Origin of the sequence: Mesorhizobium sp. B2-4-13 (assembly GCF_006658535.1) — a bacterium.
GTDB classification, from domain to species: Bacteria; Pseudomonadota; Alphaproteobacteria; order Rhizobiales; family Rhizobiaceae; genus Mesorhizobium; species Mesorhizobium australicum.
The window spans coordinates 99,101-125,606 of sequence record NZ_VFVB01000010.1; the positions used below are offsets into that span (position 1 = coordinate 99,101).

Annotated in this window: 23 protein-coding genes; 9 read left to right on the plus strand and 14 right to left on the minus strand. The window is 62.6% G+C overall.

What is annotated here, in order from left to right; all coding sequences use genetic code 11:
- Window positions 1–39 precede the first annotated feature (39 nt).
- Window positions 40–1,047, plus strand: a complete 1,008-nt coding sequence (locus tag FJ936_RS24375; protein ID WP_140615578.1) for a ribonuclease — start codon at window positions 40–42, stop codon at window positions 1,045–1,047.
- Window positions 1,048–1,216: 169 nt separating this feature from the next.
- On the opposite strand, the gene FJ936_RS24380 is transcribed toward FJ936_RS24375, so the two are convergent.
- Window positions 1,217–2,503 carry a GGDEF domain-containing protein gene (locus tag FJ936_RS24380; protein ID WP_015317171.1) on the minus strand — a complete coding sequence of 429 codons (1,287 nt, stop codon included), beginning with the start codon at window positions 2,501–2,503 and terminating at the stop codon, window positions 1,217–1,219.
- Between the two features lie 253 nt (window positions 2,504–2,756).
- On the opposite strand from FJ936_RS24380, the gene ettA reads away from it, so the two are divergent.
- Complete coding sequence (gene ettA / locus FJ936_RS24385; RefSeq protein ID WP_015317172.1) at window positions 2,757–4,406, plus strand: energy-dependent translational throttle protein EttA; 1,650 nt, start codon at window positions 2,757–2,759, stop codon at window positions 4,404–4,406.
- Window positions 4,407–4,726: 320 nt separating this feature from the next.
- Here ettA and FJ936_RS24395 read toward each other — a convergent pair whose 3' ends face one another.
- Window positions 4,727–5,503 carry a DpnI domain-containing protein gene (locus tag FJ936_RS24395; RefSeq protein ID WP_141907101.1) on the minus strand — a complete coding sequence of 259 codons (777 nt, stop codon included), beginning with the start codon at window positions 5,501–5,503 and terminating at the stop codon, window positions 4,727–4,729.
- 149 nt (window positions 5,504–5,652) lie between these two features.
- Here FJ936_RS24395 and tam point away from each other — a divergent pair, with 149 nt between their 5' ends.
- Both tam and FJ936_RS24405 read left to right on the plus strand, forming a co-directional pair.
- Window positions 5,653–6,438, plus strand: coding sequence for a trans-aconitate 2-methyltransferase (gene tam / locus FJ936_RS24400; RefSeq protein WP_140789156.1), 786 nt, complete (start codon window positions 5,653–5,655; stop codon window positions 6,436–6,438).
- Between the two features lie 139 nt (window positions 6,439–6,577).
- Window positions 6,578–7,699: a beta-ketoacyl-ACP synthase III gene (locus tag FJ936_RS24405; protein ID WP_140822279.1), complete on the plus strand. Its 1,122-nt coding sequence runs from the start codon at window positions 6,578–6,580 to the stop codon at window positions 7,697–7,699.
- Window positions 7,700–7,711: 12 nt separating this feature from the next.
- Here the strand turns inward: FJ936_RS24405 and FJ936_RS24410 are convergent, their stop codons facing one another.
- Window positions 7,712–8,278 (minus strand): isoprenylcysteine carboxylmethyltransferase family protein, encoded by a 567-nt coding sequence (locus tag FJ936_RS24410; protein ID WP_141907102.1) that lies wholly within the window; start codon window positions 8,276–8,278, stop codon window positions 7,712–7,714.
- A 179-nt stretch (window positions 8,279–8,457) separates the two neighbouring features.
- Here FJ936_RS24410 and FJ936_RS24415 point away from each other — a divergent pair, with 179 nt between their 5' ends.
- Complete coding sequence (locus tag FJ936_RS24415; RefSeq protein ID WP_141907103.1) at window positions 8,458–9,087, plus strand: MOSC domain-containing protein; 630 nt, start codon at window positions 8,458–8,460, stop codon at window positions 9,085–9,087.
- 39 nt (window positions 9,088–9,126) lie between these two features.
- On the opposite strand, the gene FJ936_RS24420 is transcribed toward FJ936_RS24415, so the two are convergent.
- The 3 genes from FJ936_RS24420 to tsaA all read right to left on the minus strand — a co-directional run bounded on the left by FJ936_RS24420 (window position 9,127) and on the right by tsaA (window position 10,936).
- Window positions 9,127–9,966 carry an SDR family oxidoreductase gene (locus tag FJ936_RS24420; protein WP_015317179.1) on the minus strand — a complete coding sequence of 280 codons (840 nt, stop codon included), beginning with the start codon at window positions 9,964–9,966 and terminating at the stop codon, window positions 9,127–9,129.
- Between the two features lie 152 nt (window positions 9,967–10,118).
- Window positions 10,119–10,433: a DUF2293 domain-containing protein gene (locus FJ936_RS24425; protein ID WP_140714547.1), complete on the minus strand. Its 315-nt coding sequence runs from the start codon at window positions 10,431–10,433 to the stop codon at window positions 10,119–10,121.
- On the minus strand, window positions 10,430–10,936 hold the full coding sequence (tsaA, locus tag FJ936_RS24430) for a tRNA (N6-threonylcarbamoyladenosine(37)-N6)-methyltransferase TrmO (protein ID WP_246680526.1): 507 nt from the start codon (window positions 10,934–10,936) through the stop codon (window positions 10,430–10,432). Before tsaA ends, FJ936_RS24425 begins: the two co-directional genes overlap by 4 nt.
- A 193-nt stretch (window positions 10,937–11,129) precedes the next feature.
- Here tsaA and FJ936_RS24435 point away from each other — a divergent pair, with 193 nt between their 5' ends.
- Both FJ936_RS24435 and metF read left to right on the plus strand, forming a co-directional pair.
- Entirely contained in the window at window positions 11,130–12,152 is a 1,023-nt protein-coding gene (locus tag FJ936_RS24435; RefSeq protein WP_015317182.1) for a metalloregulator ArsR/SmtB family transcription factor, read from the plus strand.
- Entirely contained in the window at window positions 12,152–13,063 is a 912-nt protein-coding gene (gene metF, locus FJ936_RS24440; protein ID WP_023769638.1) for a methylenetetrahydrofolate reductase [NAD(P)H], read from the plus strand. The genes FJ936_RS24435 and metF overlap by 1 nt, the downstream gene beginning before the upstream one ends.
- A gap of 433 nt (window positions 13,064–13,496) precedes the next feature.
- Here metF and FJ936_RS24445 read toward each other — a convergent pair whose 3' ends face one another.
- Window positions 13,497–14,414 carry a DMT family transporter gene (locus FJ936_RS24445; protein ID WP_141907105.1) on the minus strand — a complete coding sequence of 306 codons (918 nt, stop codon included), beginning with the start codon at window positions 14,412–14,414 and terminating at the stop codon, window positions 13,497–13,499.
- A gap of 306 nt (window positions 14,415–14,720) precedes the next feature.
- Here FJ936_RS24445 and FJ936_RS24450 point away from each other — a divergent pair, with 306 nt between their 5' ends.
- Window positions 14,721–15,941, plus strand: a complete 1,221-nt coding sequence (locus FJ936_RS24450) for an alanine racemase (RefSeq protein WP_140615602.1) — start codon at window positions 14,721–14,723, stop codon at window positions 15,939–15,941.
- A 114-nt stretch (window positions 15,942–16,055) separates the two neighbouring features.
- Here FJ936_RS24450 and FJ936_RS24455 read toward each other — a convergent pair whose 3' ends face one another.
- Entirely contained in the window at window positions 16,056–17,234 is a 1,179-nt protein-coding gene (locus tag FJ936_RS24455; RefSeq protein WP_141907106.1) for a lytic murein transglycosylase, read from the minus strand.
- A 287-nt stretch (window positions 17,235–17,521) separates the two neighbouring features.
- A complete protein-coding gene (locus FJ936_RS24460) occupies window positions 17,522–18,322 on the minus strand; it encodes a GH25 family lysozyme (protein ID WP_015317187.1) in 801 nt (266 codons plus the stop codon).
- A 288-nt stretch (window positions 18,323–18,610) separates the two neighbouring features.
- Here FJ936_RS24460 and FJ936_RS24465 point away from each other — a divergent pair, with 288 nt between their 5' ends.
- The gene (locus tag FJ936_RS24465; RefSeq protein ID WP_141907107.1) at window positions 18,611–19,990 is read left to right on the plus strand and encodes a serine hydrolase; all 1,380 of its coding nucleotides are present in this window, start codon (window positions 18,611–18,613) and stop codon (window positions 19,988–19,990) included.
- 28 nt (window positions 19,991–20,018) lie between these two features.
- Here the strand turns inward: FJ936_RS24465 and FJ936_RS24470 are convergent, their stop codons facing one another.
- From FJ936_RS24470 to FJ936_RS24490, 5 genes are all read right to left on the minus strand, one after another.
- On the minus strand, window positions 20,019–20,327 hold the full coding sequence (locus FJ936_RS24470) for a HigA family addiction module antitoxin (RefSeq protein WP_015317189.1): 309 nt from the start codon (window positions 20,325–20,327) through the stop codon (window positions 20,019–20,021).
- Window positions 20,328–20,335: 8 nt separating this feature from the next.
- Window positions 20,336–20,632: a type II toxin-antitoxin system RelE/ParE family toxin gene (locus FJ936_RS24475; protein WP_140615608.1), complete on the minus strand. Its 297-nt coding sequence runs from the start codon at window positions 20,630–20,632 to the stop codon at window positions 20,336–20,338.
- Between the two features lie 163 nt (window positions 20,633–20,795).
- The gene (locus FJ936_RS24480; protein ID WP_140726082.1) at window positions 20,796–21,461 is read right to left on the minus strand and encodes a class I SAM-dependent methyltransferase; all 666 of its coding nucleotides are present in this window, start codon (window positions 21,459–21,461) and stop codon (window positions 20,796–20,798) included.
- Window positions 21,458–22,756 carry a DUF3419 family protein gene (locus FJ936_RS24485; protein ID WP_141907108.1) on the minus strand — a complete coding sequence of 433 codons (1,299 nt, stop codon included), beginning with the start codon at window positions 22,754–22,756 and terminating at the stop codon, window positions 21,458–21,460. The genes FJ936_RS24480 and FJ936_RS24485 overlap by 4 nt, the downstream gene beginning before the upstream one ends.
- Window positions 22,757–22,788: 32 nt before the next feature.
- Window positions 22,789–26,439 carry a hydantoinase B/oxoprolinase family protein gene (locus FJ936_RS24490; protein WP_141907109.1) on the minus strand — a complete coding sequence of 1,217 codons (3,651 nt, stop codon included), beginning with the start codon at window positions 26,437–26,439 and terminating at the stop codon, window positions 22,789–22,791.
- Window positions 26,440–26,506 lie beyond the last annotated feature (67 nt).

The window sequence follows — 26,506 nt, forward strand, 5'->3', positions numbered from 1 at the left end:
GTTTCAGTCTGTCGCCCACTTTCCAGCAGGGGAATCTCCATGCGCATTGCTGTTGTTTTCGGATTGGCCTTGCTGGCGGGGTCGCTGGCAGGCGCGGCGCATGCCGACGTCAAGATGAGCGGCACCTTCGTGGCCGACGCTGCCTGTCCCGCGACGCAGGCGATCAAGAACGCCAAGAACCCCGGCAATGTCTCGACCGATGCGGGCAAGACCTATCAATTGCTGGCCGGCAACAAGGACGCTCCGACCCACTACCTCATCCTGGTGCCGGGCGCCGATCCCGAGCGCCGTTGGGTGAAGGTCAGCTGCGGCCATCTCTCGGGCAGCAGTGCGGTGACCGCGCCGGCGGCACCGGGCGGGCAAGGCAAGCCGGCGGCCTCGGGAAAACCCGAATATGTTTTCGCGCTGAGCTGGCAGCCGGCCTTCTGCGAGACCAAGTCGAACAAGACCGAATGCAAGGCGCAAAGCCCTGGCGAATTCGACGCCACCAATTTCACGCTGCACGGCCTGTGGCCGCAGCCGAACGGCAATTTCTATTGCCAGGCTACTGCCAGCGACAAGGCCAATGACAATCCGGCTCACTGGCAGGACCTGCCACCGGTCAACCTCGATGCCGAGACCCGCGCCGAACTCGACAGGGTGATGCCGGGCACCGCCTCGAAGCTGGAACGGCATGAATGGATCAAGCACGGCACCTGCTATGGCAAAAGCCAGCAGGAGTATTTTTCCGACGCCCTTCATTTGATGCGTGAGGTCAACAGCTCGCCCGTGCGCGACCTCTTCGCCAAAAATATCGGCGGCAAGCTGACCGCGGACCAGATCCGCAGCGCCTTCGACCAGTCCTTCGGCGCGGGAGCAGGGGACCGGGTGCGTGTGTCCTGCCTTATCGATCCGTCGAGCGGCCGGCGGCTGATCGGGGAACTGACGCTTGGCCTTGCCGGCCCGATCGGTCCGAACAGCTCGCTCAAGGATCTGCTGCTGGCCTCCGTGCCGACCAACAAGGCCGGTTGCCCGACCGGCACGGTCGACGCGATCGGGTTCCAGTAACGCACGGGCACGGATTTAGGCAGCCAGCCGGGCTTTCGCTTGCCGTGCCTGCTGTTATGTTGGCATGGCGGTGTTCATTCAGCGGGGGTTGCATGAGTGGCATGACGAGCAGCGCGCCGGCACGGCAGGGGAAATCGTAGCGACAAGGTTGGGTCTGGACTGACTTTGGCTAGATCTGCGCGGACCTGGTCCAGGCGATATCGGCGTCGGCTTCATGCCCGCCGGGTTCGCCGACGACGCGGTCGCGTCCGGTCGATTTCGCCTTGTAAAGGCGTTGGTCGGCGAGCGCGAACAGGTCGGCCAGGCACTGCGTCGTTTCGCTGACGGTGGAAACGCCGGCGCTGACGGTCAATTCGAACCGGCTGGTGGCGGCCGATGCCTTGAGCGCGGTGCGGACGCTTTCGCCAAAGAGCCTGGCGACGGAGTGTGGACGCGAACTCAGGATCGCGAATTCCTCGCCGCCGATCCGGAACACCTGGTCCTCGGCGCCTGCCGCCTCGCAAAGTACGGTTGCGACCGCCTTCAGCACCTTGTCGCCTTCGGCATGGCCGAAACGATCGTTGATCGACTTGAAGTGGTCGACGTCGACGATGAGCAGGCTGAGCGGCCTCGCCGTGCGCAGGCTGGACTGGACGGCGGCCTCGCCATCGGCATCGAAGCGTCCCCTGTGCAGCAGTCCGGTCAGGCCATCGCGGCCGACATGTTCGACCAGCGCCTCGTAGCGTTCGCGATAGGTCAAGGTCTCGAAGATGTCGGTCAGCCCACGCGGCATCTGGACATCCCGGACCTCGAACCATTTGAGATAGGCGACCAGCATGGCGCTGAAGGTCAGTGCTGCCGCCATCTTGGCGAACCAGCCGCCGAAGAAGACCGCGATCGGCGCGCCGGCAACGAAATGCAGCGCGGTGAAGAACCCCGCCTGATCGAAAGTCAGCACGCAGGCGACGCAAATCAGGATGCGTGCGAACCGCGCCTTGCGCAGGACGCGTCCAAGTTTCTCATAGAGAAGGATGATCAGGATGGCATCGACGAACAGCAGCGTCGTGCCCCAAACCATCAGCCAGCCCATCTCGTCGATGAAGCCGATATCGGGGAGCCGGCCATCGGGAAGCGGAGCGATGGCGTGCAGGCGCAGGAGCAGAACCAGACCGATCATCAGCGCATTGCCGAGCAGCAGGCCATAGATCGGCTGGCGCACGGTGGCGGCATCCTCCTTCATGTAGAGCAGAAGGAGCATCACCAGCTTGCCCGAAAACAGCACCGCCGAGCCCGGCGACACCATGCCAAACGGCAGCGCGACGTAGAAGACGCTGGCGAGATAGGTTTCCAGGAAATGCATGACGCCGAGTGCGCAGATGAAGACGCCCAGGCCGATGCGCTTGCGGAAGCGGAAAAGCGTCACCATGACGCTGAAGTAGACAATCGCTTCGGCAAGGAGCAGGAAACTGTTCAGCAATGCCGTCGATCCGCTCTCTTTTCGAAATCGCGGCCAGCCAGCGATTCCACTTCGGTCCTGTTTTGACGTGGAAGGGTTAACCGGAGATTTCCGCGCGCCATCGACCGGTTGAAAACCTGGCTGTCGGTGCACACTTGTCCGTGTGGTTGGCCTGATATGGCAAAAGCGATTGCCGTTCGGCGCCGCATCGCCTACATAGCGGCCAACCTCCATTCAATTCGACAAATCCAGTCATTTTTCAGGGAAAGCGCGCGTGGCACGCCAGTTCATCTATCACATGGCCGGCCTCAACAAGGCCTATGGCACCAAGAAGGTGCTCGAGAACGTTCATCTGTCCTTCTACCCGGACGCAAAGATCGGCATCCTGGGCCCAAACGGCGCCGGCAAGTCGACGATCCTCAAGATCATGGCCGGCATCGACAAGGACTGGAGCGGTGAGGCGTGGCTCGCCGAAGGCGCCACTGTCGGCTACCTGGCGCAGGAGCCGGCGCTCGATCCGGACAAGACCGTGTTCGAGAACATCATGGAAGGTGTCGCGGCCAAGACCGCCATCATCGAGCGTTACAACGAATTGATGATGAACTATTCCGACGAGACGGCCGACGAATCGGCCAAGCTCCAGGACGAGATGGACCGGCTGAACCTGTGGGATCTCGAACAGCAGGTCGAGATGGCAATGGAAGCGCTGGGCTGCCCGCCAAAGGATGCCAACGTCACCAAGCTGTCGGGTGGCGAGCGCCGCCGCGTCGCGCTCTGCCAGCTGCTGCTGCGCCAGCCTGATCTTCTGCTGCTCGACGAACCGACCAACCATCTCGATGCCGAGACGACGGCATGGCTGGAAAAGCATCTGCGCGCCTATCCGGGCGCCGTGATGATCATCACCCACGACCGCTACTTCCTCGACAATGTCACCGGCTGGATTCTCGAACTCGATCGCGGACGCGGCATTCCTTATGAGGGCAACTACACCAAGTACCTCGAAGCCAAGGCCAAGCGCCTCAAGCAGGAAGGCCGCGAGGACGACGCCCGCCAGCGCGCCATCGGCCGCGAGCGCGAGTGGATCCAGTCGAGCCCGAAGGCTCGCCAGACCAAGTCCAAGGCGCGTATCCAGGCGTTCCAGGATCTGCTCGATGCAGCTGACAAGCGGCGGCCGACGGATACGCAGATCGTCATCCCGCATGGCGAGCGGCTCGGCAACGTGGTCATCGAGGTCGAGGGCCTGTCGAAAGGCTTCGGCGACACGCTGTTGATCGAAGGCCTCGAATTCAAGCTGCCGCCGGGTGGCATTGTCGGCGTCATCGGCCCGAACGGCGCCGGCAAGACGACATTGTTCCGCATGATCACCGGCCAGGAAAAGCCGGATGCGGGTTCTGTCCGCGTCGGCGAGACGGTCAAGCTCGGCTATGTCGACCAGAGCCGCGACGCGCTCGATCCGTCAAAGACCGTGTGGGAAGAAATCTCGGGCGGCGCCGAAGTGGTCAAGCTCGGCAAGTTCGAGGCCAACACCCGCGCTTATTGCGCGTCCTTCAACTTCCGCGGCGGCGACCAGCAGCAGAAGGTCGGCAACCTCTCCGGCGGTCAGCGCAACCGCGTGCACCTGGCCAAGATGCTGAAGACCGGCGGCAATGTTCTGCTGCTCGACGAACCGACCAACGATCTCGATACGGAAACGCTGGCGGCACTCGAAGACGCGCTGGAAAATTTCGGCGGCTGCGCGGTCATCATCTCGCACGATCGCATGTTCCTCGACCGCCTGGCGACGCACATCCTCGCCTTCGAGGGCGACAGCCACGTCGAATGGTTCGAGGGCAATTTCGAGGATTACGAGCAGGACAAGATCCGCCGGCTCGGGCCCGAAGCCGTCAACCCGCACCGCATGACCTACAAGAGGCTGACGCGGTAAGGCTTGCCGGCTTAGCCTAATTCGCTCCCAACTGGGCAAATCGTTTCGCCAGTGCCTCGCTGGCGAAACGTCCGGCCTCTTCATAGTCTGGACTGTGTTCCGCAGTGTCGGGCGATCTTACTACTACGAATTCGCCCGCTTCCGCCAAGATTTGCAAGGTAAGGTCTTCACTATCGATTGGCGTTGCATGACGCGCGCCGCAATTCGGACATTCGTCATCACACATGCACGACCATTCGTCGGTCCAGTGCTCGCTGCATCTGTAGCATTCGTAGTGATTTAGATACCACGCCATTTGGACAACCCCTCCCATTGTGACGTCACGGCCGACTACTCCTAATGCGATAGCGGCCGCGGGATATAAAATCGAGGTATCCGCTATCTCTGAGGCGTTGCAATTGCTGACGAATTTTTGGCCTCACATTCATGTTGTGTGGGTATAGGGCACCCAGTCGTCCTTCGAACGCATAAACTTGTTCGATATCAAATTCTACCGTGCCAATTAAGTCGAGGCATTTCATTACTTCGATTAGCCAACCACGAGCATCCGCGTCTTCTTCGCGAAGAAAAAGGGTTTTTTGCCATTGTGCGATGACGGTTTCCTTTGGAACCGGAACCCCATCTCGAACAATACAAATTCGCCCCGATTGCGGTACGCGACCAAGCAATATGTTGGAGCCGATCCAACCGGCTCTTCTGGCTGTAGAGGCCAGTGGATTTCTCTTCTCGATGATTTCTGGGACGAAGAAGTGTTTTGGCACCATGCAAACGTTCAATACCGCCATCGTTCCCAGGCTATAGTTGAGCAATATCAAATTCGGGTTAGTTGAGGACGCCAGCCTCTCAATCTTGGTAAAATAAGCTCCGTCTGCTACCTTTGCGCCGAAGGCCTTCCTTTGGCTTTTTAACTCGAATTGATCGTTGCAATTACCGCAGAGGAAGTCGGCAACTGGCAGATTGGCAGGAAACTGACTCAGACGCGAGTTCGCGCAATTAGGACAATAAATCCATCGGGAAACCCACTGCTCCGTCCAAATTCTGGCTCGTTGCGAACCACTGCTGTATTTTGTTTGTGCCTCTTCGAAACCAAATTTCATTAAGGCCCCAAACTGTCGGAAGACGTTGAAAGACGAAGCTTACCGTTCGGTGACAAAAGCAATCAAGAGGCTGACAACGCAATAGGGGACCAGTTGCCCTTAGCTTCGAATGATACCGGCATTGTCGGATCAAATCATAGGAAACGGATATGACGACAAACGAAGGTAGGGATTGGTCCGCCGCCCAGTATCTGAAATTCGAGGACGAGCGCACGCGGCCCGCGCGCGACTTGGCGGCACAGGTTCCGGTCGACTTCCCGCGCCGGGTTGTCGATATCGGCTGCGGGCCGGGCAATTCGACCGAACTTCTGGTCGAGCGCTGGCCGGATGCGCAAGTGAGCGGCTTCGACACGTCTCCCGACATGATCGAAAAGGCGAGGGCGCGGCTGCCCAATGTCAGCTTCGACCTCGCCGATGCGTCGACATGGCATTCGGTCGAGCCGGTCAACGTGATCTTCGCCAACGCCGTCTTCCAGTGGCTGCCGGAGCATCCGGCGGTGTTCCAGCGCCTGATGGGTTTTCTGGCGCCCGGCGGCGCGCTGGCCGTCCAGATGCCCGACAATATGGCCGAGGATTCGCATCGCCTGATGCGGGAAACCGCCGCCGAAGCGCCTTTCGCGGCAAAGATCAGGGATGCGGCTCGTGCGCCGCTGCCGCCAGTGTCGTTCTACTACGACCTGCTGTCGCCGCTCTCGGCTCGGCTCGACATCTGGCACACCATCTACAACCATCCGCTGGCCGATGCCGAGGCGATCGTCGAGTGGGTGAAGTCGACAGGGCTGAAGCCCTTCCTCGATCCGCTGGACGCGGACGAGCGCAAGCTGTTCCTCGACAGCTACACGGCCAAGATCGCCAAGGCCTATCCGAAGACCGCCGATGGCAAGGTGCTGCTGCGTTTCCCCCGCATTTTCATCGTCGCCAAGGGGGCGGGATAGGCTGGCGAAAAACCTTGGTTTAAGCCGGCCTAAACCTTGGTTTAAGCCGGCGTAAACCGGCCGAGTGAGAAAAATGTTGCGCCGGAACGTTTCGGCGCCCACATCAAGCCGCAACGCCCGCGGATGGACGGACTTAAACATGCATCGCGTCATCATCAGCGGCATCGGCGCTGAAATTCCCAAGCCTGTCATCACGAATGAGGAACTGGTCGCCAGCTTCAATGCCTGGGTCGACACGGAGAACGCGCGGCGCCAGGATACCGGCGAGACGCTGCTGCAGAAATCGGATGCCGACTTCATCGTTCATGCTTCAGGTGTGAAGTCCCGCCACGTGGTCGAGCGTGAAGGCATTCTCGACCCGACCCGCATGGCGCCGCGCATTCCGGCGCGTCCGGACGACGCGCTCTCGCTGCAGGCGGAATTCGGCATCGCTTCGGCTGGGAAGGCGATCGACCACGCCGGGGTCGAGGCCTCGGACATCGATCTGGTGATCTGCTCGTCCTCTCATCAGCAGAGGCCATATCCGGCGATCGCCATCGAAATGCAGGAGGCGCTGGGCACGAGGGGTGCGGGCTTCGACATGGGGCTTGGCTGTTCGTCGGCCGCGGCTGCGCTGCACATGGCGGTCAATCTGGTGCGCTCGGGCGCGCACAAGCGCATCCTGGTGACGACGCCGGAAATCATCACCGGCCATCTCAATTTCCGCGACCGGCAGACGCATTTCATCTTCGGGGATGCTTCGGTGTCGATGGTGGTGGAGGGGCTTGCCCAGGGTGAGAGGCGGCCGGGCCGCTTCGAGGTGCTGGACACGCGCATCTGGACGCAGATGTCGAACAACATCCGCACCAATCTCGGTTATCATACCCGTACCGCCCAGGATGATCCCTACAGGATCGACCTGGAAGGCAACCTCATCAAGCAGGTCGGCAACAAGGTGTTCAAGGAAGTCACCGTCGCCGGGCATAAATTCATCGTCGAATTCCTCGCCGAACACGGGCTGACGCCGCAAGCGGTGCGGCGCTTCTGGCTGCACCAGGCCAATGCGCGCATGAATGCGATGATCCTGAAACTGGCGTTCGGCCACGATGTCGGCCATGACCGTGCACCGATGGTGCTGGAGCGGCTCGGCAACACGGCGGGCGCCGGAGCCATCATCGCGCTGTCGGAGAACCATGCCGACATGAAACCGGGCGACCACGGCCTGATCTGCGCCTTCGGTGCGGGATATTCGATCGGTGGCGCGCTGCTGAGAATGCTCTGAGGTGATGCCGGGCTAGGCCGGCGTGAAGGGAACCAGCATCGGCACCCGCTTGGCGTAATCGTCATAGGCGGGTCCGAGTTCGTCGCGCAGGAAGTGCTCCTCCAGCCTCGCCTTGATGACGACGCCGATGATGAGCAGGGCCGTACCTGCAATGCCCCAGACCGTGCCCTTTGCCGCCATGGTGGCAAGCACAGCCAGCAGCAGCCCGGTATAGATCGGATGCCGGACCAGGCGATAGGGGCCGGTGTCGACCACGCGATGATCCGCCTTGGCTGTGACCGTGGCGGACCACAACCGCCCGAGATGGATGCGTGCCCACCATGCGAAGCCGATGCCGACCGCGATCAGGGCAACGCAGACCCAGGCTTCGGCAAGGGTCGGCGTCCACAATCTCAGCCTGCCTTCATAGCCGTGCGCTGGAACGAACAGCAGGACGGTGCCGGCCAGCCAGAAGACGCGATAGCGGGCCTCCGCCCCGATGGTGGCGCGCTTTTGGGCTGGATCGGCCCAGGATGCAGCGACGATCCAGGATACCACCCAGAACAGCCAGAGCGCTGCGATGGCCTGTCCAACCTGCATGCGAACTCCTCCTCCCGACTGGCGCCGAATATATATAGGCGGCGCGGCGGCAATGGGACGCGCTCGCTGCAACATGACGGCATTTCCGGTAATAACGTCGTGATCGGCATCAAACGCAGTGATCGGATCATCAGCGCTTTAAACTGGACCGTATTGTCCGAGGCCTCTAGACCAGCAGCATGCAGGAAACAAACCTAGAACTTTTTCCAACTGCTGAGCCCACGATCGACATCGTCCCGGGCCGCAAGCTGACGGCAAAGGCAGTGGCGCTCTATGCCGCTCCGTCCGATCATTTCGAGACGAAAGCCGTCGAGGAATTGCATCTTGGCTTCGACGGAATCGCGAATGACTTCCATTCCGGAACGACGCGGCGTTCCGGTGGGCGCGAGCCTTGGTATCCGCGCGGCACGGAGATGCGCAACGAGCGGCAATTGTCGCTGGTCGCCGCGGACGAGCTTTCGATCGTCGCCGAGCGCATGGGCCTGGAGGAGATCAAGCCGGAATGGATCGGCGCCAATATGCTGATCGGGGGCGTGCCACGTCTGTCGATGCTGCCACCCGGCTCACTGATGTTCTTCCAAGGGGGCGTGACGATCAAAATCGACGCGCAGAACAAGCCGTGCCGGGTCGCCGGGCAATCCATCGCTACGCATGTCCATGCATCGGATCGCGATGCAGCCGCGCTGCTCTTCCCGCAGACGGCGAAGCGGCTGCGTGGCCTTGTCGCCTGGGTTGAAAAACCCGGCGTGGTCAGGGTCGGCGAAGAGATTTCGGTGCGTGTGCCGGAGCAATGGATTTACAAGGCATAGCTACGCCGCCCGTAGGCGGCGCAGCTACTACGTTGGGCGTCAGCCCTTGCGGTTCTTGTTAACGCCTTGCGCCATGACGGAGACGTGGTCCCACTTGTCCCAGGTGGCGAGGCGGTTGGCGTATTCCTGGCGTATCATCGGCAGGCCGCCATCGCCGAAGAACACCCTCAGCGGCGGCTCTGCCGCATCGACGATGGCCAGCATCGCCGGCCCGGTCGCCTCGGGATCGCCAGCAACCGAGTTGGCGCGGCGCTCGGCCATCTTGGCGCGGGCGGGCGCATAGGCCTCGATCGGCTTGGAGACCTTGGCCGATGCTCCCGACCAGTCGGTGGAGAAGCCGCCCGGCTCGACCAGCGTGACATGGATGCCGAATTCCGCGACCTCGATGCTGAGCGACTGGCTGAAGGCTTCCAGCGCCCATTTCGAGGCATGGTAGAGGCCGAGCGAGGCAAAGGCATTGACGCCGCCGATCGACGAGATCTGGATGATGTGGCCGGAGCGCTGCGCCCGCATGATCGGCAGGACAGCCTGGGTAACCCACAGCGCGCCGAACACATTGGTCTCGATCTGGTCGCGGGCTTCCTGTTCGCTGACTTCCTCGATGGCGCCGAAATGGCCGTAGCCGGCATTGTTGATGACGACGTCGAGCCGGCCAAAGCGCTTGTGCGCCTCGGCGACAGCGGCATCGACGGCTTTCTTGTCGGTGACGTCGAGCTTTATGGCGGCGATGTTGTCGCCGTATCTATCGACGAGATCGGCGAGCGTGCCGGTGTCGCGAGCGGTCGCTGCAACGCGGTCGCCACGCGCCAGTGCGGCCTCGGCCCAGACGCGGCCAAAGCCCTTCGACGATCCGGTGATGAACCAAACCTTAGATGTCATGATGTGGAATCCTTGCCCCTGCGGGCGCAATTTCTGGATGGAAGCGGAGGCTTCTCCGCTTTCGGGCATATACGGCCTGTCTCGTGATTTTCCAGAGGCGAGGGGGAATCTTTTTGAACAAGACGCAGAGCGCCATCTGCCCGGCAGTGGCCTCATTCCTCCTCGTCGTCGGCGTCGAGCAGGCGCGTGGCGCGCCAGCGCGTGAGCATGGTGTTGGTTTGCTCGATGACGAAGAAACGGGCGGAGTCGCGGTCATAGCCCTCGGCCAGCAGCTTTTCGTAATCGGTGTGCATGTGGCGGATGTGGGCGATCGTCGCCAGCCATACCGCGATCGTCGGCGGCAAGGTTTTCATATGGACCGAGCCGGCGTCGGTGCGGATCTTCTCCATGTCGGCATAAGGCGCCAGCGGCAGAAGTGCTGTCAAAGCCTTGGCGATGGCGCGGCGGCGGCCGGTGGGCGCGGTCATTGCTCCCCGCGCCCCTCAACGGTCGCCTCGGCAAAGGCATCGGTCGAGGCGAAATACGGTTTGATGTCGATGACCGGCGTGCCGTCGAGCACGTCGATGGCGTCGAGGCCGATGCGCCCGGTGCCGATGTCCAATCCGACGAGTTTGGCTATGTGCAGGCCGATTGGGTTCGGCCGGGCAGGGGAGCGCAGGCCGAATACGCCTTTCGCTTCAGCCGCATGGCGGGGTTTCTGCACAATCAGATTCCGCGGCGCGTGATGCAGCCAGGACAGGATGACGACGTGGCTGGCGCGCTCCAGCCCGCGCAGGCCCGCACGATAGGGCGCATCGATGGCCAGCACCGCGGGCTGTCCCGCCTCGCGCGCGGCGCGCATGTTCTTCGGGCAGCTATCCCGGGTGATCCACGGCGAGGCAATACGGCCGATGAAGATGATGCCGGCGTCCGGCGGCGCCAAGGCAGGATCCTGGTCCAGTCTCTGCTCGCCTTCGCGTGCCTCGAACATCTCACGCGGTTCGGTCATTGCCTGTCTCTGTGCTGGTGCATGCCATTGTCTCAAACCGCTAGACGTTTCGGGCTGACCCGGACCGGGAAATCACGCATGCGGCATTTTCTGGTCCGGAAGCGACATAGCGCTTGCAAGGTCGCCGAATTCGACATAAACATATGTTTATATCTTTTTCAAAGAGAATACGCTGATGCATGTCTCGCTCGACACCATGGTGGATACGCTGAAGGCGGCGGCCGAATCCAGCCGCCTGCGGATATTGGCATTGTTGTCGCGTGGCGACCTCACCGTTTCCGACCTTACCGAAATTCTCGGCCAGTCGCAGCCGCGTGTCTCGCGCCACCTGAAGCTGCTGCTCGAGGCGGGGCTGATCGGCCGCTACCAGGAAGGGTCGTGGGCGTTCTTCCGCCTGTCGGACGCCGATTCGGCGCGAGACTTCGTGATGAGGCTGGTTGCCGGCATTCGCGGCGCCGATCCGCAGGTCGAGCGTGATCTGGAGCGACTGACCTCGGTCAAGCGCAAGCGCCAGGACCGCGCCACCGCGTATTTTTCGCAGAACGCCGCAAGCTGGGATCATATCCGCTCGCTGCATGTGCCCGACCGTGCCGTAGAGGCCGCGATGCTGAAGCTGGTCGGCAAGCGGCCGTTCCAGTCCATGCTCGACCTTGGCACCGGCACCGGGCGGCTGCTCGAAATCTTCTCGCCGCTTTACCGGCGCGGCATCGGCATCGACATGTCGCGCGAGATGCTGACCGTGGCGCGCGCCAATCTCGACAAGGCCGGCGTTTCGAACGCGCAGGTGCGGCAGGGCGATATCTTCTCGCCGCCGGTCGAGCGCGATGCCTTCGATCTCGTCACCATCCACCAGGTGCTGCACTATCTCGACGACCCGGCCCGCGCCATCCATGAGGCGGCGCGGCTGCTTCGGCCGGCCGGCCGTCTCGTCATCGTCGATTTCGCGCCGCACACACTGGAATTCCTGCGCGACGAGCATGCGCATATGCGGCTGGGCTTTTCCGACCGGCAGATCGGAGAGTGGTTCTCCGAAGCCGGCCTCGATCTCGAGGATGCCCAGGAGTTCGAACCGCGCGGCGGCAACGAGGCCAGGCTCACCGTCAAGCTTTGGCTTGGCCGCGACCGGCGCCTGCTGATCGCCGATCCTGCCAATGCCAGCCAGCAGACCAGAGTGAGCTCGATAGGGGAAATCGCCTGATGAACCAGTTTCGTTTTTCCCGCCGGCCCGATATCGGCGACAAGGTCAGGGTTTCGTTCGAGTTCTTCCCGCCGAAGAACGACGAGATGGAGGCAAGGCTGTGGGATACGGTCACAAGGCTCGAGCCGCTGCAGCCGAAATTCGTCTCGGTGACCTATGGCGCCGGCGGTTCGACGCGTGAGCGCACGGCTCGCACCATCGGCCGTATCCTGAAAGAGACCAGCCTGACGCCGGCCGCGCACATGACTTGCGTCGATGCCGCTCGCCATCAGGTCGACGCCGTGATCCAGGAATTCACCGACATGGGCGTGAAGCGCTTCGTCGCCTTGCGCGGCGATCCGGCGGAAGGCGTCGGCGCCGCCTACCGACCGCATCCGGACGGCTACGCCAACGGCGCCGAGCTGGTCGGGGCGCTGAAGGACGCCGGCGATTTCGACATCTCGGTTTCGGCCTATCCGGAAAAGCATCCGGAAAGCCCTGACTTCGCCACCGACATCGACATGCTGAAGCGCAAGGTCGACAACGGCGCGACGCGGGCGATCACCCAGTTCTTCTTCGACAACGATCTCTACGAACGTTACGTCGAGCGCGCGCGCCGCGCCGGCATCTACATCCCGATCGTTCCGGGCATCCTGCCGGTGCACAATTTCACCCAGGTCGCCAATTTCTCGGCGCGCTGCGGCGCGCTGGTGCCGGCATGGCTGGCCGAGCGTTTCGACGGCCTGCAGAACGACCCTCAGACGCATGCGCTGGTGGCATCCGCCGTGGCCGCCGAGCAGGTTCTGGACCTGGTCGAGCGCGGCGTGGGCGATTTCCACTTCTACACAATGAACCGGGCCGACCTCGTCTTCGCGGTCTGCCATATGATCGGCATCCGCTCGCATGAGGTGGCGGGCTCCGCTGCTGCCTGAGGATCAGTCAGGTAAGCAAAAGGCCGGGTAAAAACCCGGCCTTTCGAATCGGTTGGACTATTTGCTGCTGGTCTTCCCCGTCTTGGCGGGTTCAGGGAAGGACGCCCATAATGAGGGCGCCGATGAAAGCAAACGCAGCACAAATCATCAATGCGTTGATTGGCCTCGTAAGTCCCATGACATAGCCTCCTCTTAAAGAGCTATGCCCTGGAGTCTAGGTTCATTTGTGCCACAGGCAAGCGGAAAATGTGCTGCATTGCGACGTGATTGTGGATTTTGCGACTTCGGTTTCGCCGTTAGCCGTTGAAACTCCTTGGCAAAACTCGCTTCATGCCTGTGAATAAATTATGGCGGTGGCGTGTCGATGCTGTGTCATGGCAGCGCTACCCTCGCAAAAGTCGCCTTCGACTTTCGCGATTGCATATGCCGAGCTCTAACGCCGTCCGAACACTCGCCCGTCGATTGTCAGAAGACCAAGTCCGATCAGCACCACACCGCCGATCTCAAACGATTCCAGCCGCTCGCCAAGGAAAAGAAAGCCGAGCAGCATGGCACTGGCCGGCACGATCAGCGTGACCAGCGAGGCGTTGGTTGCCCCGGCCGAGGCGACGAGGTTGAAGTAGAGGATGTAGGCGAAGGCCGTGGACAGAAGCGCCAGCGCCAGCACCGCCGCCCACACCGGCGCCGAGGCGGAGAACAGGCCGGCCGGGCCATGGGCGAAGAGCACCACCGGGATCATGATGATGGTCGAAGCCGTCAATTGCCCGGTGGCGACGACTGGCGAGGGCACGCCCTTGAAACGGCGGGCGACCATCAGCGCGATACCGTAGGACAGCGAGGCGCCGATCAGCGCGAATTTGGCCCAGACAGGGCCGCCGAGCCCCGCCAGCAGGCCGGGACCGATCATCACAGCGGTGCCGGCGACACCGAGCCCAATGCCGGCGAGCTTGTTCCAGGACAGCTTTTCATCTGATGTCAACGCGTTGGCTAGGATCAGCGTCCAGAACGGCGTCGTGGCATTGAGGACGGAAGCGACGCCGGCCCCCAATTGGGTTTGACCGGCAAAGATCAGCGAGAAGGGGATGACATTGTTGGTGAAGGCCAGCAGGAAGAACAGGCCGGCATGCGGCAGAGCGAGGCGGAAGGACGGTCCGCGCAGGCCGAGATAGAGCTGCAGGGCTATCGCCGCGATGGCGACGCGAAACAGCACCAGCACCAGCGGTTGGAGTTCCGCCACCGCGATGCGGGCGAAGAAGAACGAGCCGCCCCAGATGGCGCCGAGCAACAGCAACTGCCCCCAGTCCCTGAGCGTCATCGGTCCGCGTGGCGCAGATGCAGCGGTCACTGCCATATAAATCCTCCCCCAGACAGCCGGAATGCCAGCCGACAGGCGGAAGCCATATCTGGTCCGGCGGCAAGGGCCACCCGAAACCCGACCGGCAACCAATCCTTTCGGCAAGGCTAGTGCCGTGCGGTCAGGAGCAGGGGACACAGAATTGTTTCATTACAGCGCCGCGCGCCTCCAGAGACGCGCAAAGGACGCTGCAAGGTTCATCCCTGGCGCATGATCCTTTCCGAAAGTCGAAATTACCTTTCGGGGTCATGCGCTAGCCGCTAGCTTGGATTAATTGTGCGAGCTGAAGTCGAGGATTCGTCCATGCAGCGATTCGAGAATGCAAGCGAGGCTGCACTGGCGCTTCGCCCGGACGACCCGGTCTACTGCTTCCGCCCGCAGGTCTTGAAGGCTGATGCGAAGCAGTTCATGGGCATGTTCCCCGGCAAGACCGCCTACGCGGTCAAGACCAATGGCGAGCAGATCGTGCTGAAGACGCTGGTCGAGGCCGGCGTCACCGCCTTCGACGTCGCTTCACCAGGCGAGTTCGCCGCCGTGCGCGCCGTCTCGCCCGATGCGGAGATGCTCTACATGCATCCGGTCAAGGCGCAGTCGGACATCAAGCTGGCTTTGGAGAAATACGGCATTCGCGTCATCTCGCTCGACCATGAGGACGAGATCACCAAGCTGACCCGTGTGGTGCGGGCGCTCGATATCGACCCGGGCGCGGTCAGCGTCTTCGTGCGCGTGCAGACAAAGGGCCATGCCGCCTACGAGCTGTCCAAGAAATTCGGCGCCGGGCCTGCCTATGCGGTCGAACTCGCCGAGCGGCTGAACCGCACCGGCTACAAGGTCGGCCTGTGTTTCCATGTCGGCAGCCAGATCGAGGATCCCGACACCTATGAGCGGGCGCTGGCCTCGGCCGACTGGGTTCGCAACCGGCTGACCTTCGACATTGCCGGGCTCGACGTCGGCGGCGGCTTTCCGGCCGAATACGGACATGATCCCAACCGCAAGCAGATCGAGATGCCGTCGCTCGGCCAGATCATGTCACGGCTGTCAGGCGACCTGAAGGAGTACCAGTTCGATCAGATGCCGCTGGTGGCGGAGCCGGGCCGGGTGATCGTGGCGCGCTGCCTGTCGCTGATCGTGCGGGTGCTGTTGCGCAAGGGCAAGCGGCTCTACATCAATGACGGCATCTGGGCCTCGTTGTCGGATTCGTGGACCGGCAAGATCACGCTGCCGGCGCGGTTCATTCCCGATCCGGCGATCCGTACGCGCAATGGCGATGAGAAGAACATCGTGCCGTTCAAGGTCTGCGGCGCGACCTGCGATTCCGTCGACATCCTGTCGCGGCCGTTCTGGCTGCCGGAAACCGTCGACACCGGCGACTGGATCGAGATCGGCCATATCGGCGCTTACTCGCTGTCGCTCAGAACCCGCTTCAACGGCTTCTATCCCGACACCTTCGTCGAGGTCACGACGCCCTTCGACGAGGGCGACGCGCCGGTGGGGTTTGCAAGTTTGGAGACGATGGCGGATTAGGAAAAAAGGGGTGAGTAGTCAGTAGTCATGAGTAGTCAGTAGTCAGCAGGGAATCTCTATATCTCACTACCCACTACCCACTACCCACTACCCACTACTCACTACTCGCTCTCTTCACAATTTTCCCAGCAGCTCCGGCGTCGGCCAGCCATCCACCGGCAGGCCAAGCCGCATCTGCTCCTTGCGGATGGCTTCACGGGTGTTGGTGCCCAAAATGCCGTCGACGGTGCCGACGTCGTAGCCCCTGGCCTCGAGCTTGGTCTGCAGTTCTTTCATCTGCTCATTGGTGAGGCCGGGCTCGGGATTGCGCGGGTCGAGCGACGGCGCGCCCGCCAGCCGCGCGGCGAGATTGGCGGCGGTCAGCGCGTAGGTGAAGGACTGGTTCCATTCGAGATAGACGTCGAAATTCTCGTAGGTGAGGAACGCCGGGCCCTTGCGGCCCATGGGCAGCGCCAGGCCGGCCTTCAGCCCCTTGTCGACCAGCGGCGAGCCGTCGGGATTGGTGACGCCCCACTGCGCCCACTGCGTCAGCGGCAGCTTGTTGGTGCGCCCGGTCTGGTCCCACGGCATCTCTTCGGGCACCCGCACTTCCTGGATCCAGGGTTCGTCCCGTTTCCAGCCGCGCGACAGCACCTTGTTGCCCGTGGTCATGATCACGTCGGGCACGGAGCCGCGCAGATCGATTTTGCCGTCGCCGTCGCCATCGATGCCCCGCGCGAGATAGTCGGATGGCAGGATCTGCGTCTGGCCGATCTCGCCGGCCCAGGCGCCGGTGACGTCGGCCGGCAGCACGCCGCGATCGATCAGTTCCAGGAGCGGCACCAGTTGCTGGCGGAAAAGCTGCGGGCGGCGGCAGTCATGCGACAGCGTCACCAATGCGCTCAGCGTATGGAAATCGCCCTGCACGGCGCCGAAATCCGTTTCAAGCGCCCAGAAGGCGGTGATGACGGTGGCCTGGACGCCGAACTGCTGGTCGGCGCGGGCGAAGATGTCGGCGTATTTCTTCATGTTCGCCGCACCTTGCTTCAGCCGGTAAGCCGAGATCATGCGGTTGGAAAACTGGACGAAGGTCTGCGTGAAGACGCCCTGCGCACGGTCGCGCGCCAGAGCCCTCTCGTCGATCCTGGCGTCCTCCAGCGCATCAAGACCGACCGCGCCGACACCGGCAGCCTTGGCTTCCGCCGCCACACCCTGCTTCCAGGTTTCAAAATCGCCGCCGCATTCCTGCGCCATCGCCGGCAAGGCCGTGGCGCACAAGAACAGCGCCGCGAGGGCTTGGGAACGCAGTCGCATCAGCTTCCTTTCGAAACGAGAGGGCATTGTCGTGCCTGAAAGCGCAACGCCCTGAATTACCAGCGGTTGCACTCTTTAGCGCTGGCTGTGTCGAAAGCAGGCGGCAGGCCCGGTGTCAACGGCTGATCTGTCGCAATCACTATTCCCGCGGCTTGCTGCCGTTGTCACGGTGTCAACGGGTGTTCTGCCGCAACCCCCATTCCCGCGGCCTCGCTGCCGTTGCCACGGTGTCAACGGGTGATCTGCCGCAACCCCCATTCCCGCGGCTTGCTGCCGTTGCCACGGCGTCAGCGCGTGTTCTGCCGCAGCCACTTGTTCCAGGCGGATTCGGAGCCGTTGAAGACGTTGATGTCGGACTTGCCGGTCATGCCGGGAACGATGCCGGTTCCGGTGTACTGCCAGAAGGTGAAAGGGTGGCTGCCATATTTCTCGCGCGGGTGTCCGGCGACTGAGCGCAGCCAGTAGGGATAGCCGCGGAAGGTCGACAGTTCATTGTCGTCGAAGAAGTCGACGGAGGTGTAGATGATCGGCTTCTTGCCGTAATGCCGCTCGACGATTTCGAGGAAGGTCGTCATCTCCGCGCGCACCGTGGCGGCGTCGGGGCGCAGCCGGCAGGTCGGCGAGTTCGGGTTCCATTCCATGTCGAGAACCGGAGGCATAGCGGAGCGGTCGACGGGGACATTCTGGATGAACCAGCGCGCCTGGGTGGCTGCCGGCGTGCAGAAATAGAAGAAATGATAGGCCGCGCGTGGAATCCCGTTGGCTTTCGTGCGCGCCCAGTGCTCGCTGAAATACTCATCGAAACGATCGCCGCCTTCCGTTGCCTTGATGAAGGCGAAGGAGATGCCGCTGGCCTTGGCCGCCGGCCAATCGACCGAGGTCTGGTATTTGGAGACGTCGGTACCATGGACGGCATAATTCCACGGCGCACCGCTGTCCCACTCATGCGGCTTTGAATCGGCAAAGCGCGGCGCGCGCACGGCCACCGTCGGGCTGCTCGACGCGGATGGCGATAACGGCGAGAGATCGTCCACGGTCGAGCAGGCGCCGAGCAGCGTCAGCATGAAAAGGGCCGCAAGACGGCGCATCCGCAACTTCCAAGCCGGAATCAGCCGGTCGCTGATGGGTCTGTGCACTGATGGCCGAAGCTGGTCTGGCCCCCTCCAGGCGATCGCCCCACGCATCGCCTGGCATATTCGTTTTTCATGCATGTCGTGTCCCAAAACCGCTGCGCGCTTTTGGGCGACATGCATCCCTGTGATCGCCGATCATGGTTGATATCTGGTTTATGGCGCTCGACAAGAGGCCCGATTTTGCGGAAGCAATGGCGGCAATTCGATGACATAAGCGTCAGGCGAATGCCTGGGAGGCAAGGGATGCGGTTCGTCGTCAAGATCGTCAAATGGCTGCTTGGCCTGATCGTGCTGGCTATCGCCGCGCTGTTTGCCTGGCTCTATATCGCGCCGCCGGAACTGATCCGCGTCGGCTCGGGCTATTCGGCCAAGATCGTCTGCTCCAACGTCTTCATCGCCGGGCGCGATGCCAACGAGGTGCTGGCAGTCGACGTGCAGGCGCCGGGCCACCCGCTGCTGCGCTTGATGCGGGTCTCGGTCGACAAGAACCGGGGGACGGTTTCGGCCGGCCTGCTCGGCTTCCTCGGCAAGAGCGAGGCGGTTGCCCGCGACGGGCTGGGCTGCGCCTCCGTCCCCGACGGCGATGTCGGCAAGGCGCGGCGCACGGCAATCCATGCCTCGCCATCGCCGACCAATCAGGACGCGCTGTGGCCCGAGGGCGAGCGGGTCGATGCCTCGCAGAAGCCCGAGGTCTCGAAGATTGTCGGGGACGCCGCGCTGGCCGGCACCGGCATGCGCGCGATCGTGGTGATCAAGAACGGCCGCGTCGTCGCCGAACGCTACGGCGACGGTTTTTCGGCCAAGACGCCGCTGCTCGGCTGGTCGATGACCAAGACAGTGAATGCCGCTATCGTCGGCACGCTGGTCAAGGATGGGAAGATGACGGTCGACAACAAGGGCCTGTTCACGCCGTGGAAGGCCGACGGCCGCGCCGCGATCAGCCTTGCCGACATGATGGCGATGTCGAGCGGGCTGGAGTTCAACGAGGATTATGGCGACGTCGCCGACGTCACGCGCATGCTCTATCTCGAACCTGACATGGCGGGCTTTGCCGCAACCAAACCCCTCACCGGTGAGGTCGGCAAGACGTTTTCCTATTCGAGTGGCACGGCGGTGATGCTGTCGCGCCTCTGGCAGGACGCGATCGGCGACAAGGCCAAGGCATTGACGTGGCCGCGCATGGCGCTGTTCGAGCCGCTCGGCATGCGTAGCGCGGTGCTCGAGACCGACGAGCAGGGCACTTTCGTCGGCTCGTCCTATCTCTACGCCACAGCGCATGACTGGGCCCGCTTCGGCCAGTTCCTGCTGCAGGGCGGTGTATGGAACGGCAACCAAATCCTGCCGGCCGGCTTCGTGGAATGGATGCGCGAGCCGGCATCCGCCTCGAAGGTCTACGGCAAGGGCCAGTTATGGATCGAAGCGCCGGGCGACGAGGAAAACCCCGGCGCCGGCGTCGCGGCCGGGCTGCCGAAGGACACTTACTGGATGGAGGGCCATGACGGACAGACCGTCGCCATCATTCCGTCTGAGCAATTGGTGGTGGTGCGGCTCGGGCTAACGCCGGCCAAGTTCAACTACCGCCCGCAAGCAATGGTGGGAGCGCTCGTGAAGGCGCTGCATTAAGCGGCAGTCGGTTGCTGTAGAGTTTCTTCTAGGCCGCGGTCGCCAAAGGCTTGGCGCGATCAATCCGCGCCCGCTCCTCGGGTGAATTCATGACCTGCCAAAGATCGCTGCGGCGCTGCACGTTGAGCCAGAAATCCGGGCTGTTGCCAAAGACCCGCGCAAGAATGAGCGCGGTCGCGGCCGTCACGTTGCGGCGGTCGTTGCACAATTCGTTGACATGCTTGCGCTGAACCCCCATCGCTTCCGCCAAAGCAGCCTGTGTCAGGCCAAGTGGTTGCATAAATTCTTCCGTGAGGATTTCACCCACCGTTGCCGGCTTGCGTGTGGTCATCAACATGTGTCGTCTCATCTGTAGCTATGATCGTCGAGATGGATATCCGACGCTTCACCACGGCCGCCATTCCACCGAAAGATCAGCCGCCATTGGTTGTTGACGCGGATTGAGTGGAAGCCATCGAGACTACCACGCAACTTTTCGAAGTGATTGCTCGGCGGTACGCGCAAATCCTGATCGGTCGTCGCGTCATCGATCATCTGGAGCTTGCGGAACAACCGGCCTTCAAGATCGGACGGAATGTTGCGGGAATGGATGTCTTCCACGAAAAAGGCTCGCAGCCATCCGTCCCGAAACCCGACGATCACTTTCTATCTCCAGCATGGAGATAGTGTACCACCCTTTGGGTCATTCTGCAATCGCGAAGGGCGAACCCTGCTGATCGCGTTCACCGGATTGACCTTGGAATTGGAGCGTTGGGCCGCCGATGGCGAAAGCGCGCCGGGTTCTACGGCTGTTTTGTCTGCGATGTCAGGTGCCGAGCTTGATCACAGCCAGCCAGGAATAACCGTGATAAAGCGTGCGGAAACGGAAGGTTGCGCCGGTTCGCTCGGCTTCCGATTCCAGAACGTCGCGCAGGGATTCACGCGGCGTGACGTGGAATTTTTTCAGCCAGCCGCGCAGCAAGGTGCGGAACCAGCCTGGCAGACCTTCCTGCTGGCCGAAATCGACGACGTGCAGCGAGCCCATCGGGGCCAGCGCGGCAAGTGCTGCCGATACCGTCTTCTCCCAGCCCGGGATCATCGACAGCGAATAGGATACGAAGACGCGGTCGAAGCTGCCTTGGCCAAACAGCGCCTTCGCGTTGAAATCCGTGGCATCGCCCCTTGCCAGCATGACGCGATCAGAGAGGCCTTCGCGGGCAACCGCGGCGCCTGCCGTCTCCAGCATTTCGGCCGAAATATCGAGGCCGAAGAAGCGCGCGTCTGGATAGGCGCGGGCGGCGAGGATGATGTTGCGGCCGGTGCCGCAGCCGAGTTCCAGTACGGTGCCGCCCGATGGCACGTCCAGTCCCGATATCAGCTTGTCGCGGCCGAGCAGGTAGTATTTGCGGGTCAGGTCGTAGACATGGCGCTGCCAGCGGTAGACGCCGTCCATCAGTTCGGCGTGGCTGGCCGGCAGCTCCGTCGTGCTCATGCGGCGCGCTTCACATAGAGGTGGAAGCCGCCATAGATGGCCGAGCGGTCGCGGGCCGAGAATTCGCGCGAGGCCTCGTTCTGGTAATCCCACTGGTCGAGAAGCGAGGTGGAAACGCGGCCCGGCAGCAGGCTGGGCTCGGCAGCGGTGCGGAAAATGACGCGCGCCCCAGTGGAGGCGGAGCGGGTGATTTCCGACCACAGTGCATTGAGCTGGTCATCGGTCATCCAGTCCTGCGCGTCGAGCAGGATGAAGCGGTCGACGGCGCCGGCATCCTTGCCGGCGAGGAATTCGATCAGGTTGGCGTGATGGATGGCGACGCGGTCGACATTGCCGCGGATGGTCTCGTAATTGTGCTTTTCCAGATAGGCGGGCAGGGCGGCCTCGCCTGGTTCCGGGTAGCGGCGAGCAAAGGCCTGCCAGGCGAAGTAATTGTTTTCCAAGGGGAAGTCGCAGGCAAGCTTTTCCAAGCGGGCCTTAAGCACGCTGGCCATGGTGCCGTCGCCGGAGGTGATCAGCGAATCATACTGCGCCGGCGGAATGCCGAGACCGAACAGCGAGGCTTTTCGCGAGGTCGCCCATTTCAGAAGCTTCCTGTCGAAGACCGGCGCCAGCTCCTCGTTGAAGAAGCGGCGCTGTTCGCCGATATTCCTGGCTTCCATCATGCGGGCCGGGTTGACGCCGAACAATTTCGCCGTGCGGTGGCCCATGGCGATGAACAGGCCGAGCAGGCCGGTCTGGTAGAAATTGCGGTCGAAGACACCAATACGCCGGCGGCCGCGCCAGTTGCGGTGTTCCCAATAGTGGCGGCTGACCGGGTCGAGATGCGGCGCGATGAAACGGTCGTAGGCTTCCGAATTGTGGCTGGTGTCGGCGGCGCCGAAGAAGCGGAACAGGTCGCTCTGCGAAGGCAGATGGCGGACTGCCTCAAGCTTCATGCGGTTCAGCGCGATGTGAGCGGCGTTGAGGTCGACAGCGTCGATCCGTGCCGGCGAACGGGTAAGGTAGGCCAGGATGTTGCAGCCGCCGGAAGCGATGGTGACGACGCGATGACCCTGGCCAAGTTGCATCGCGTCCATGTCGACGTCAGGGTCTTCCCAGATCTGCGGATAGACAAGGCCGGAAAACAGGAAGGCGAACAGCCGTTCGGAGATGCCGGCTTTCGAAAGCGCGCGGTTCTGGTAGACGGCTTTTCCAACTTCCTTGCCGCGGCGAAAAACCAGGTCCGAGGAGACGTCCGTCATGGCAAAGTGATTCCCCATTTGCTTTGCCGCAAGCGGGTACCGCAGGGCCATGACAGGCCGGTGACAGCCTGTTGACGTCTCCCTTACAGCTTGCCAAACCCGCCCGGCGTCGGCGTCGTCACGATGACGGCTTCGCCAGCGTCGAGAACGGTCTGGTCGCAGGCCTTCAGCACGTCGACCGTGCCGTCGTTGCGGCGGACCTTGGTCGAGCCGACCTCGCCGTCGCCGCCGCCATCCAGCCCCCGTGGCGGGCGGTTGCGGTGCGAGGACAGGATCGCGCATTCCATTTTCTCGAGGAAGCGGATGGTGCGTTTGGTGCCGTCGCCGGCGTTCCATTTGCCCTTGCCGCCCGAGCCTTCGCGGATGTGAAAATCCTCCAGCACCACGGGAAAGCGCAGTTCAAGCACCTCCGGATCGGTTAGGCGCGAATTGGTCATATGGGTGTGCACGCCGGAGGTGCCGGCAAAGCCGCGGCCGGAGTTCATATGGCCGGCCGGCGAGCCGGAACAGATGGTCTCGTAATATTGGTACTTCTTGTTGCCGAAAGTCAGGTTGTTCATCGTGCCCTGCGCATTGGCCATCGCGCCCATGGCGCCGAACAGCGCATTGGTTACGTGCTGCGAGGTCTCGACATTGCCGGCGACGACGGCGGCAGGGTAGGCGGGCTTCAGCATACAGCCGTCGGGAATGACGATGTTGATCGGCCTGAGGCAGCCGGCATTCATCGGGATCATGTCCTCGACCATGACGCGGAAGGCGTAGAGCACGGCCGCGCGCGCCACCGGCTCAGGGGCGTTGAAATTGTTCTTCATGACAGGCGACGTGCCGGTGAAGTCGACGGTCGCCTCGCGCCTTTGGCGATCGACCGTGATCTTCACCTTGATGTCCTGGCCGGTATCGGTCGGATATTCATATTCCGACGTGTCCGGCAGCCGCTCCAGCACCCGGCGCACGCTCTCGGCGGCATTGTCCTGGACATGGCCCATATAGGCCTCGACGACATCAAGTCCGAAATGGGAGACCATCTTGCGCAGTTCGGCGACACCCTTCTCGTTGGCGGCAATCTGTGCCTTGAGATCGGCGATGTTCTGGTGCGGGTTGCGGGCGGGGTAGCGATGATCGGTGAGCAGCGTATGCAACTCCGTCTCGCGGAATTTTCCGCCGTCGACGATGCGGAAATTGTCGAACAGAACGCCTTCCTCGTCGACCGTGGTGGCGAGCGGCGTCATCGAGCCCGGGGCGGTGCCGCCAATGTCGGCATGGTGGCCGCGCGAGGCCGCCCAGAAGAGGATGTTTTTCCTGATGTCGTCGAACACCGGCGTCACCACGGTGATGTCGGGCAGATGCGTGCCGCCATTATAGGGGGCATTCAAGGCAAAGACGTCGCCGGGATGGATGTCGCCGGAGTTCAGCCGGATGATGGTTTCGACCGAACGGTCCATGGAGCCGAGATGCACCGGCATGTGCGGCGCATTGGCGACCAGCGCCCCGGTGTGGTCGAATACGGCGCAGGAAAAATCCAGCCTTTCCTTGATGTTGACGGAATAGGCGGTGTTCTGCAGCGTCACGCCCATTTGCTCGGCGATCGACATGAAGAGATTGTTGAAGACTTCGAGCATCACCGGATCGGCTTGCGTGCCCAGGGCAGCGGCGCGCGTCTTCTTTTCCGTGCGACGAATGACGACGTGATTGAGGTTGGTGATTTCGGCCCGCCAGCCCGGCTCGACGACGATGGTCTGGTTCGGCTCGATGATCAAGGCGGGGCCGACGACCAGATTGGACGGACCGAGGGTCTCGCGACGGTAGACGCCAGCTTCATGCCACCGGCCTTCCGTGTAGATACGCCGGGTCTCGGAAGCGGCTGGATGGACCCTTGCCGGTCCGGCAGGCGCAGGGGCCTCGGCGCTGGTCTGGCCGGTTTCGGTGCCTTCGACGCCGACGGTCTCGACCATCATCGGCTTGTCGTCATAGACGAAACCGAATTGCGCTTTGTGGGCGATTTCGAAATCGCGCTTTGCCTGGAAAATCGAATCGTTCTCAAAATTTACCGGCAGCGTCGTGTCGGTGCCGTCATAGCGAATGTGCAGTACCGGCCTGGTGGCAACCACGTCCTCGGCGATGCCTTGCGCCGCCAGCTCCGCGATAACGGCCTTTTTCAAGGTGGCGATGAGGCCGCCAATCTCCGTTCTGGACTCTTCGGCGAGCGGCTTGAGCAACGCCTGCTGGCGCGAGGCGAACACCGAGGCCAAGCCGATGCCATAGGCCGAAAGCAGGCCGGAGAAGGGATGGATCAGCACGGCCTCCATGCCAAGCGCGTCCGCGACCAGGCACGCGTGCTGTCCGCCGGCGCCGCCGAAGCAGTTCAGGAGGTATTCGGTGACGTCGTAGCCGCGCTGCACGGAAATCTTCTTGATCGCATTGGCCATGTTCTCGACCGCGATGGTGACGAAGCCCTCGGCGACCGATTCGGGCGGCCGGCCATCGCCGATCTCAGCGGCAAGTGCCGCGAATTTCGCATGCACGGTTTCCGCGTCGAGCGGCGCGTCCTGGCCGGAACCGAAGATCGACGGGAAGAAGTCGGGCTGCAGCTTGCCGAGCATCACATTGGCATCTGTGACGGCCAGCGGCCCGCGGCGCCGGTAGGCGGCGGGGCCGGGATTGGCGCCCGCGGAGTCCGGTCCGACGCGGAAACGGCCGGCCTCGTAGTGCAGGATCGAGCCGCCGCCGGCGGCGACCGTGTGGATGCGCATCATCGGCGCGCGGACGCGCACACCGGCGACTTCGGTGTCGAAGGCCCGTTCATACTCGCCGTCATAGTGGGCGACGTCGGTGGACGTGCCGCCCATGTCGAAGCCGATGACCTTGTCGAAACCGGCGAGCTTCGCCGTCTCGACCATGCCGACCACGCCGCCGGCCGGGCCCGACAGCAATGCGTCCTTGCCCTGGAACATGTCGGCGGCGGTGAGCCCGCCAGAAGACATCATGAACATCAGGCGAGGGGATCCGTTGTTTTCTCCCGCCGCACCCGGTTCTCCCGCCACCCCCAGTTCTCCCGCCACCCTTTGCACATAGCGCGACAGGATCGGCGACAGATAGGCGTCGACCACCGCGGTGTCGCCGCGGCCGACCAGCTTGATCAGCGGCGAGACCTCGTGGCTGACCGAGACCTGTCCGAAACCAAGCTTGCGGCAGACCTTGGCCACGGCCTTCTCGTGATCGGGATATTTCCAGGCATGCATGAAGACGATCGCCACCGCATCAATGCCATCGGCTTTCGCTTGTTCTATGGCCGGCCGGCAGGCTGATACGTCGAGCAGCCGCTCGACGCGGCCGTCGGCGAGCACGCGCTCGTCGACCTCGATGACGCGCTCATAGAGCTGTTCGGGAAGGATGATCTCCTTGGCGAAGATGTCCGGTCGCGCCTGGTACGCAATCCCTAGCGCATCGCGAAACCCCTTGGTGATGAGCAACAACACGCGGTCGCCCTTGCGCTCCAGAAGGGCGTTGGTGGCCACGGTCGTGCCCATCTTGATGTCGCCGATCAGGCTGGACGGGATCGCGGCGGCCGCTTCAAGGTCGAGCAGGTCGCGGATACCCTGAATGGCCGCATCGGCATAGGCTTCAGGATTCTCCGACAGCAATTTGCGCGGATGCAGCCCGCCTTGCGGGTCACGGCCGATGATATCGGTGAAGGTGCCGCCGCGATCGATCCAGAAATCCCATTTCGCGGTCATGCGGCTGTCTCCGGTATTTCGTTTCCGTTATCGTTGTTAAAGCGCCCAAGCGCCGGCAGCAATGTTG

Bases quoted from the DNA above. Each gene is read 5' to 3' on its own strand.
- FJ936_RS24485 (WP_141907108.1), bottom strand. From the start codon at position 22,756: ATGGCCCTGCGGTACCCGCTTGCGGCAAAGCAAATGGGGAATCACTTT.
- FJ936_RS24405 (WP_140822279.1), top strand. From the start codon at position 6,578: ATGCATCGCGTCATCATCAGCGGCATCGGCGCTGAAATTCCCAAGCCT.
- FJ936_RS24460 (WP_015317187.1), bottom strand. From the start codon at position 18,322: ATGCGCCGTCTTGCGGCCCTTTTCATGCTGACGCTGCTCGGCGCCTGC.
- metF (WP_023769638.1), top strand. From the start codon at position 12,152: ATGAACCAGTTTCGTTTTTCCCGCCGGCCCGATATCGGCGACAAGGTC.
- FJ936_RS24425 (WP_140714547.1), bottom strand. From the start codon at position 10,433: ATGACCGCGCCCACCGGCCGCCGCCGCGCCATCGCCAAGGCTTTGACA.
- FJ936_RS24375 (WP_140615578.1), top strand. From the start codon at position 40: ATGCGCATTGCTGTTGTTTTCGGATTGGCCTTGCTGGCGGGGTCGCTG.
- FJ936_RS24470 (WP_015317189.1), bottom strand. From the start codon at position 20,327: ATGTTGATGACCACACGCAAGCCGGCAACGGTGGGTGAAATCCTCACG.
- FJ936_RS24415 (WP_141907103.1), top strand. From the start codon at position 8,458: ATGCAGGAAACAAACCTAGAACTTTTTCCAACTGCTGAGCCCACGATC.
- FJ936_RS24465 (WP_141907107.1), top strand. From the start codon at position 18,611: ATGCGGTTCGTCGTCAAGATCGTCAAATGGCTGCTTGGCCTGATCGTG.
- FJ936_RS24420 (WP_015317179.1), bottom strand. From the start codon at position 9,966: ATGACATCTAAGGTTTGGTTCATCACCGGATCGTCGAAGGGCTTTGGC.
- tam (WP_140789156.1), top strand. From the start codon at position 5,653: ATGACGACAAACGAAGGTAGGGATTGGTCCGCCGCCCAGTATCTGAAA.
- FJ936_RS24455 (WP_141907106.1), bottom strand. From the start codon at position 17,234: ATGCGACTGCGTTCCCAAGCCCTCGCGGCGCTGTTCTTGTGCGCCACG.
- FJ936_RS24435 (WP_015317182.1), top strand. From the start codon at position 11,130: ATGCATGTCTCGCTCGACACCATGGTGGATACGCTGAAGGCGGCGGCC.
- FJ936_RS24450 (WP_140615602.1), top strand. From the start codon at position 14,721: ATGCAGCGATTCGAGAATGCAAGCGAGGCTGCACTGGCGCTTCGCCCG.
- FJ936_RS24445 (WP_141907105.1), bottom strand. From the start codon at position 14,414: ATGGCAGTGACCGCTGCATCTGCGCCACGCGGACCGATGACGCTCAGG.
- FJ936_RS24410 (WP_141907102.1), bottom strand. From the start codon at position 8,278: ATGCAGGTTGGACAGGCCATCGCAGCGCTCTGGCTGTTCTGGGTGGTA.
- FJ936_RS24490 (WP_141907109.1), bottom strand. From the start codon at position 26,439: ATGACCGCGAAATGGGATTTCTGGATCGATCGCGGCGGCACCTTCACC.
- FJ936_RS24480 (WP_140726082.1), bottom strand. From the start codon at position 21,461: ATGAGCACGACGGAGCTGCCGGCCAGCCACGCCGAACTGATGGACGGC.
- FJ936_RS24395 (WP_141907101.1), bottom strand. From the start codon at position 5,503: ATGAAATTTGGTTTCGAAGAGGCACAAACAAAATACAGCAGTGGTTCG.
- tsaA (WP_246680526.1), bottom strand. From the start codon at position 10,936: ATGTTCGAGGCACGCGAAGGCGAGCAGAGACTGGACCAGGATCCTGCC.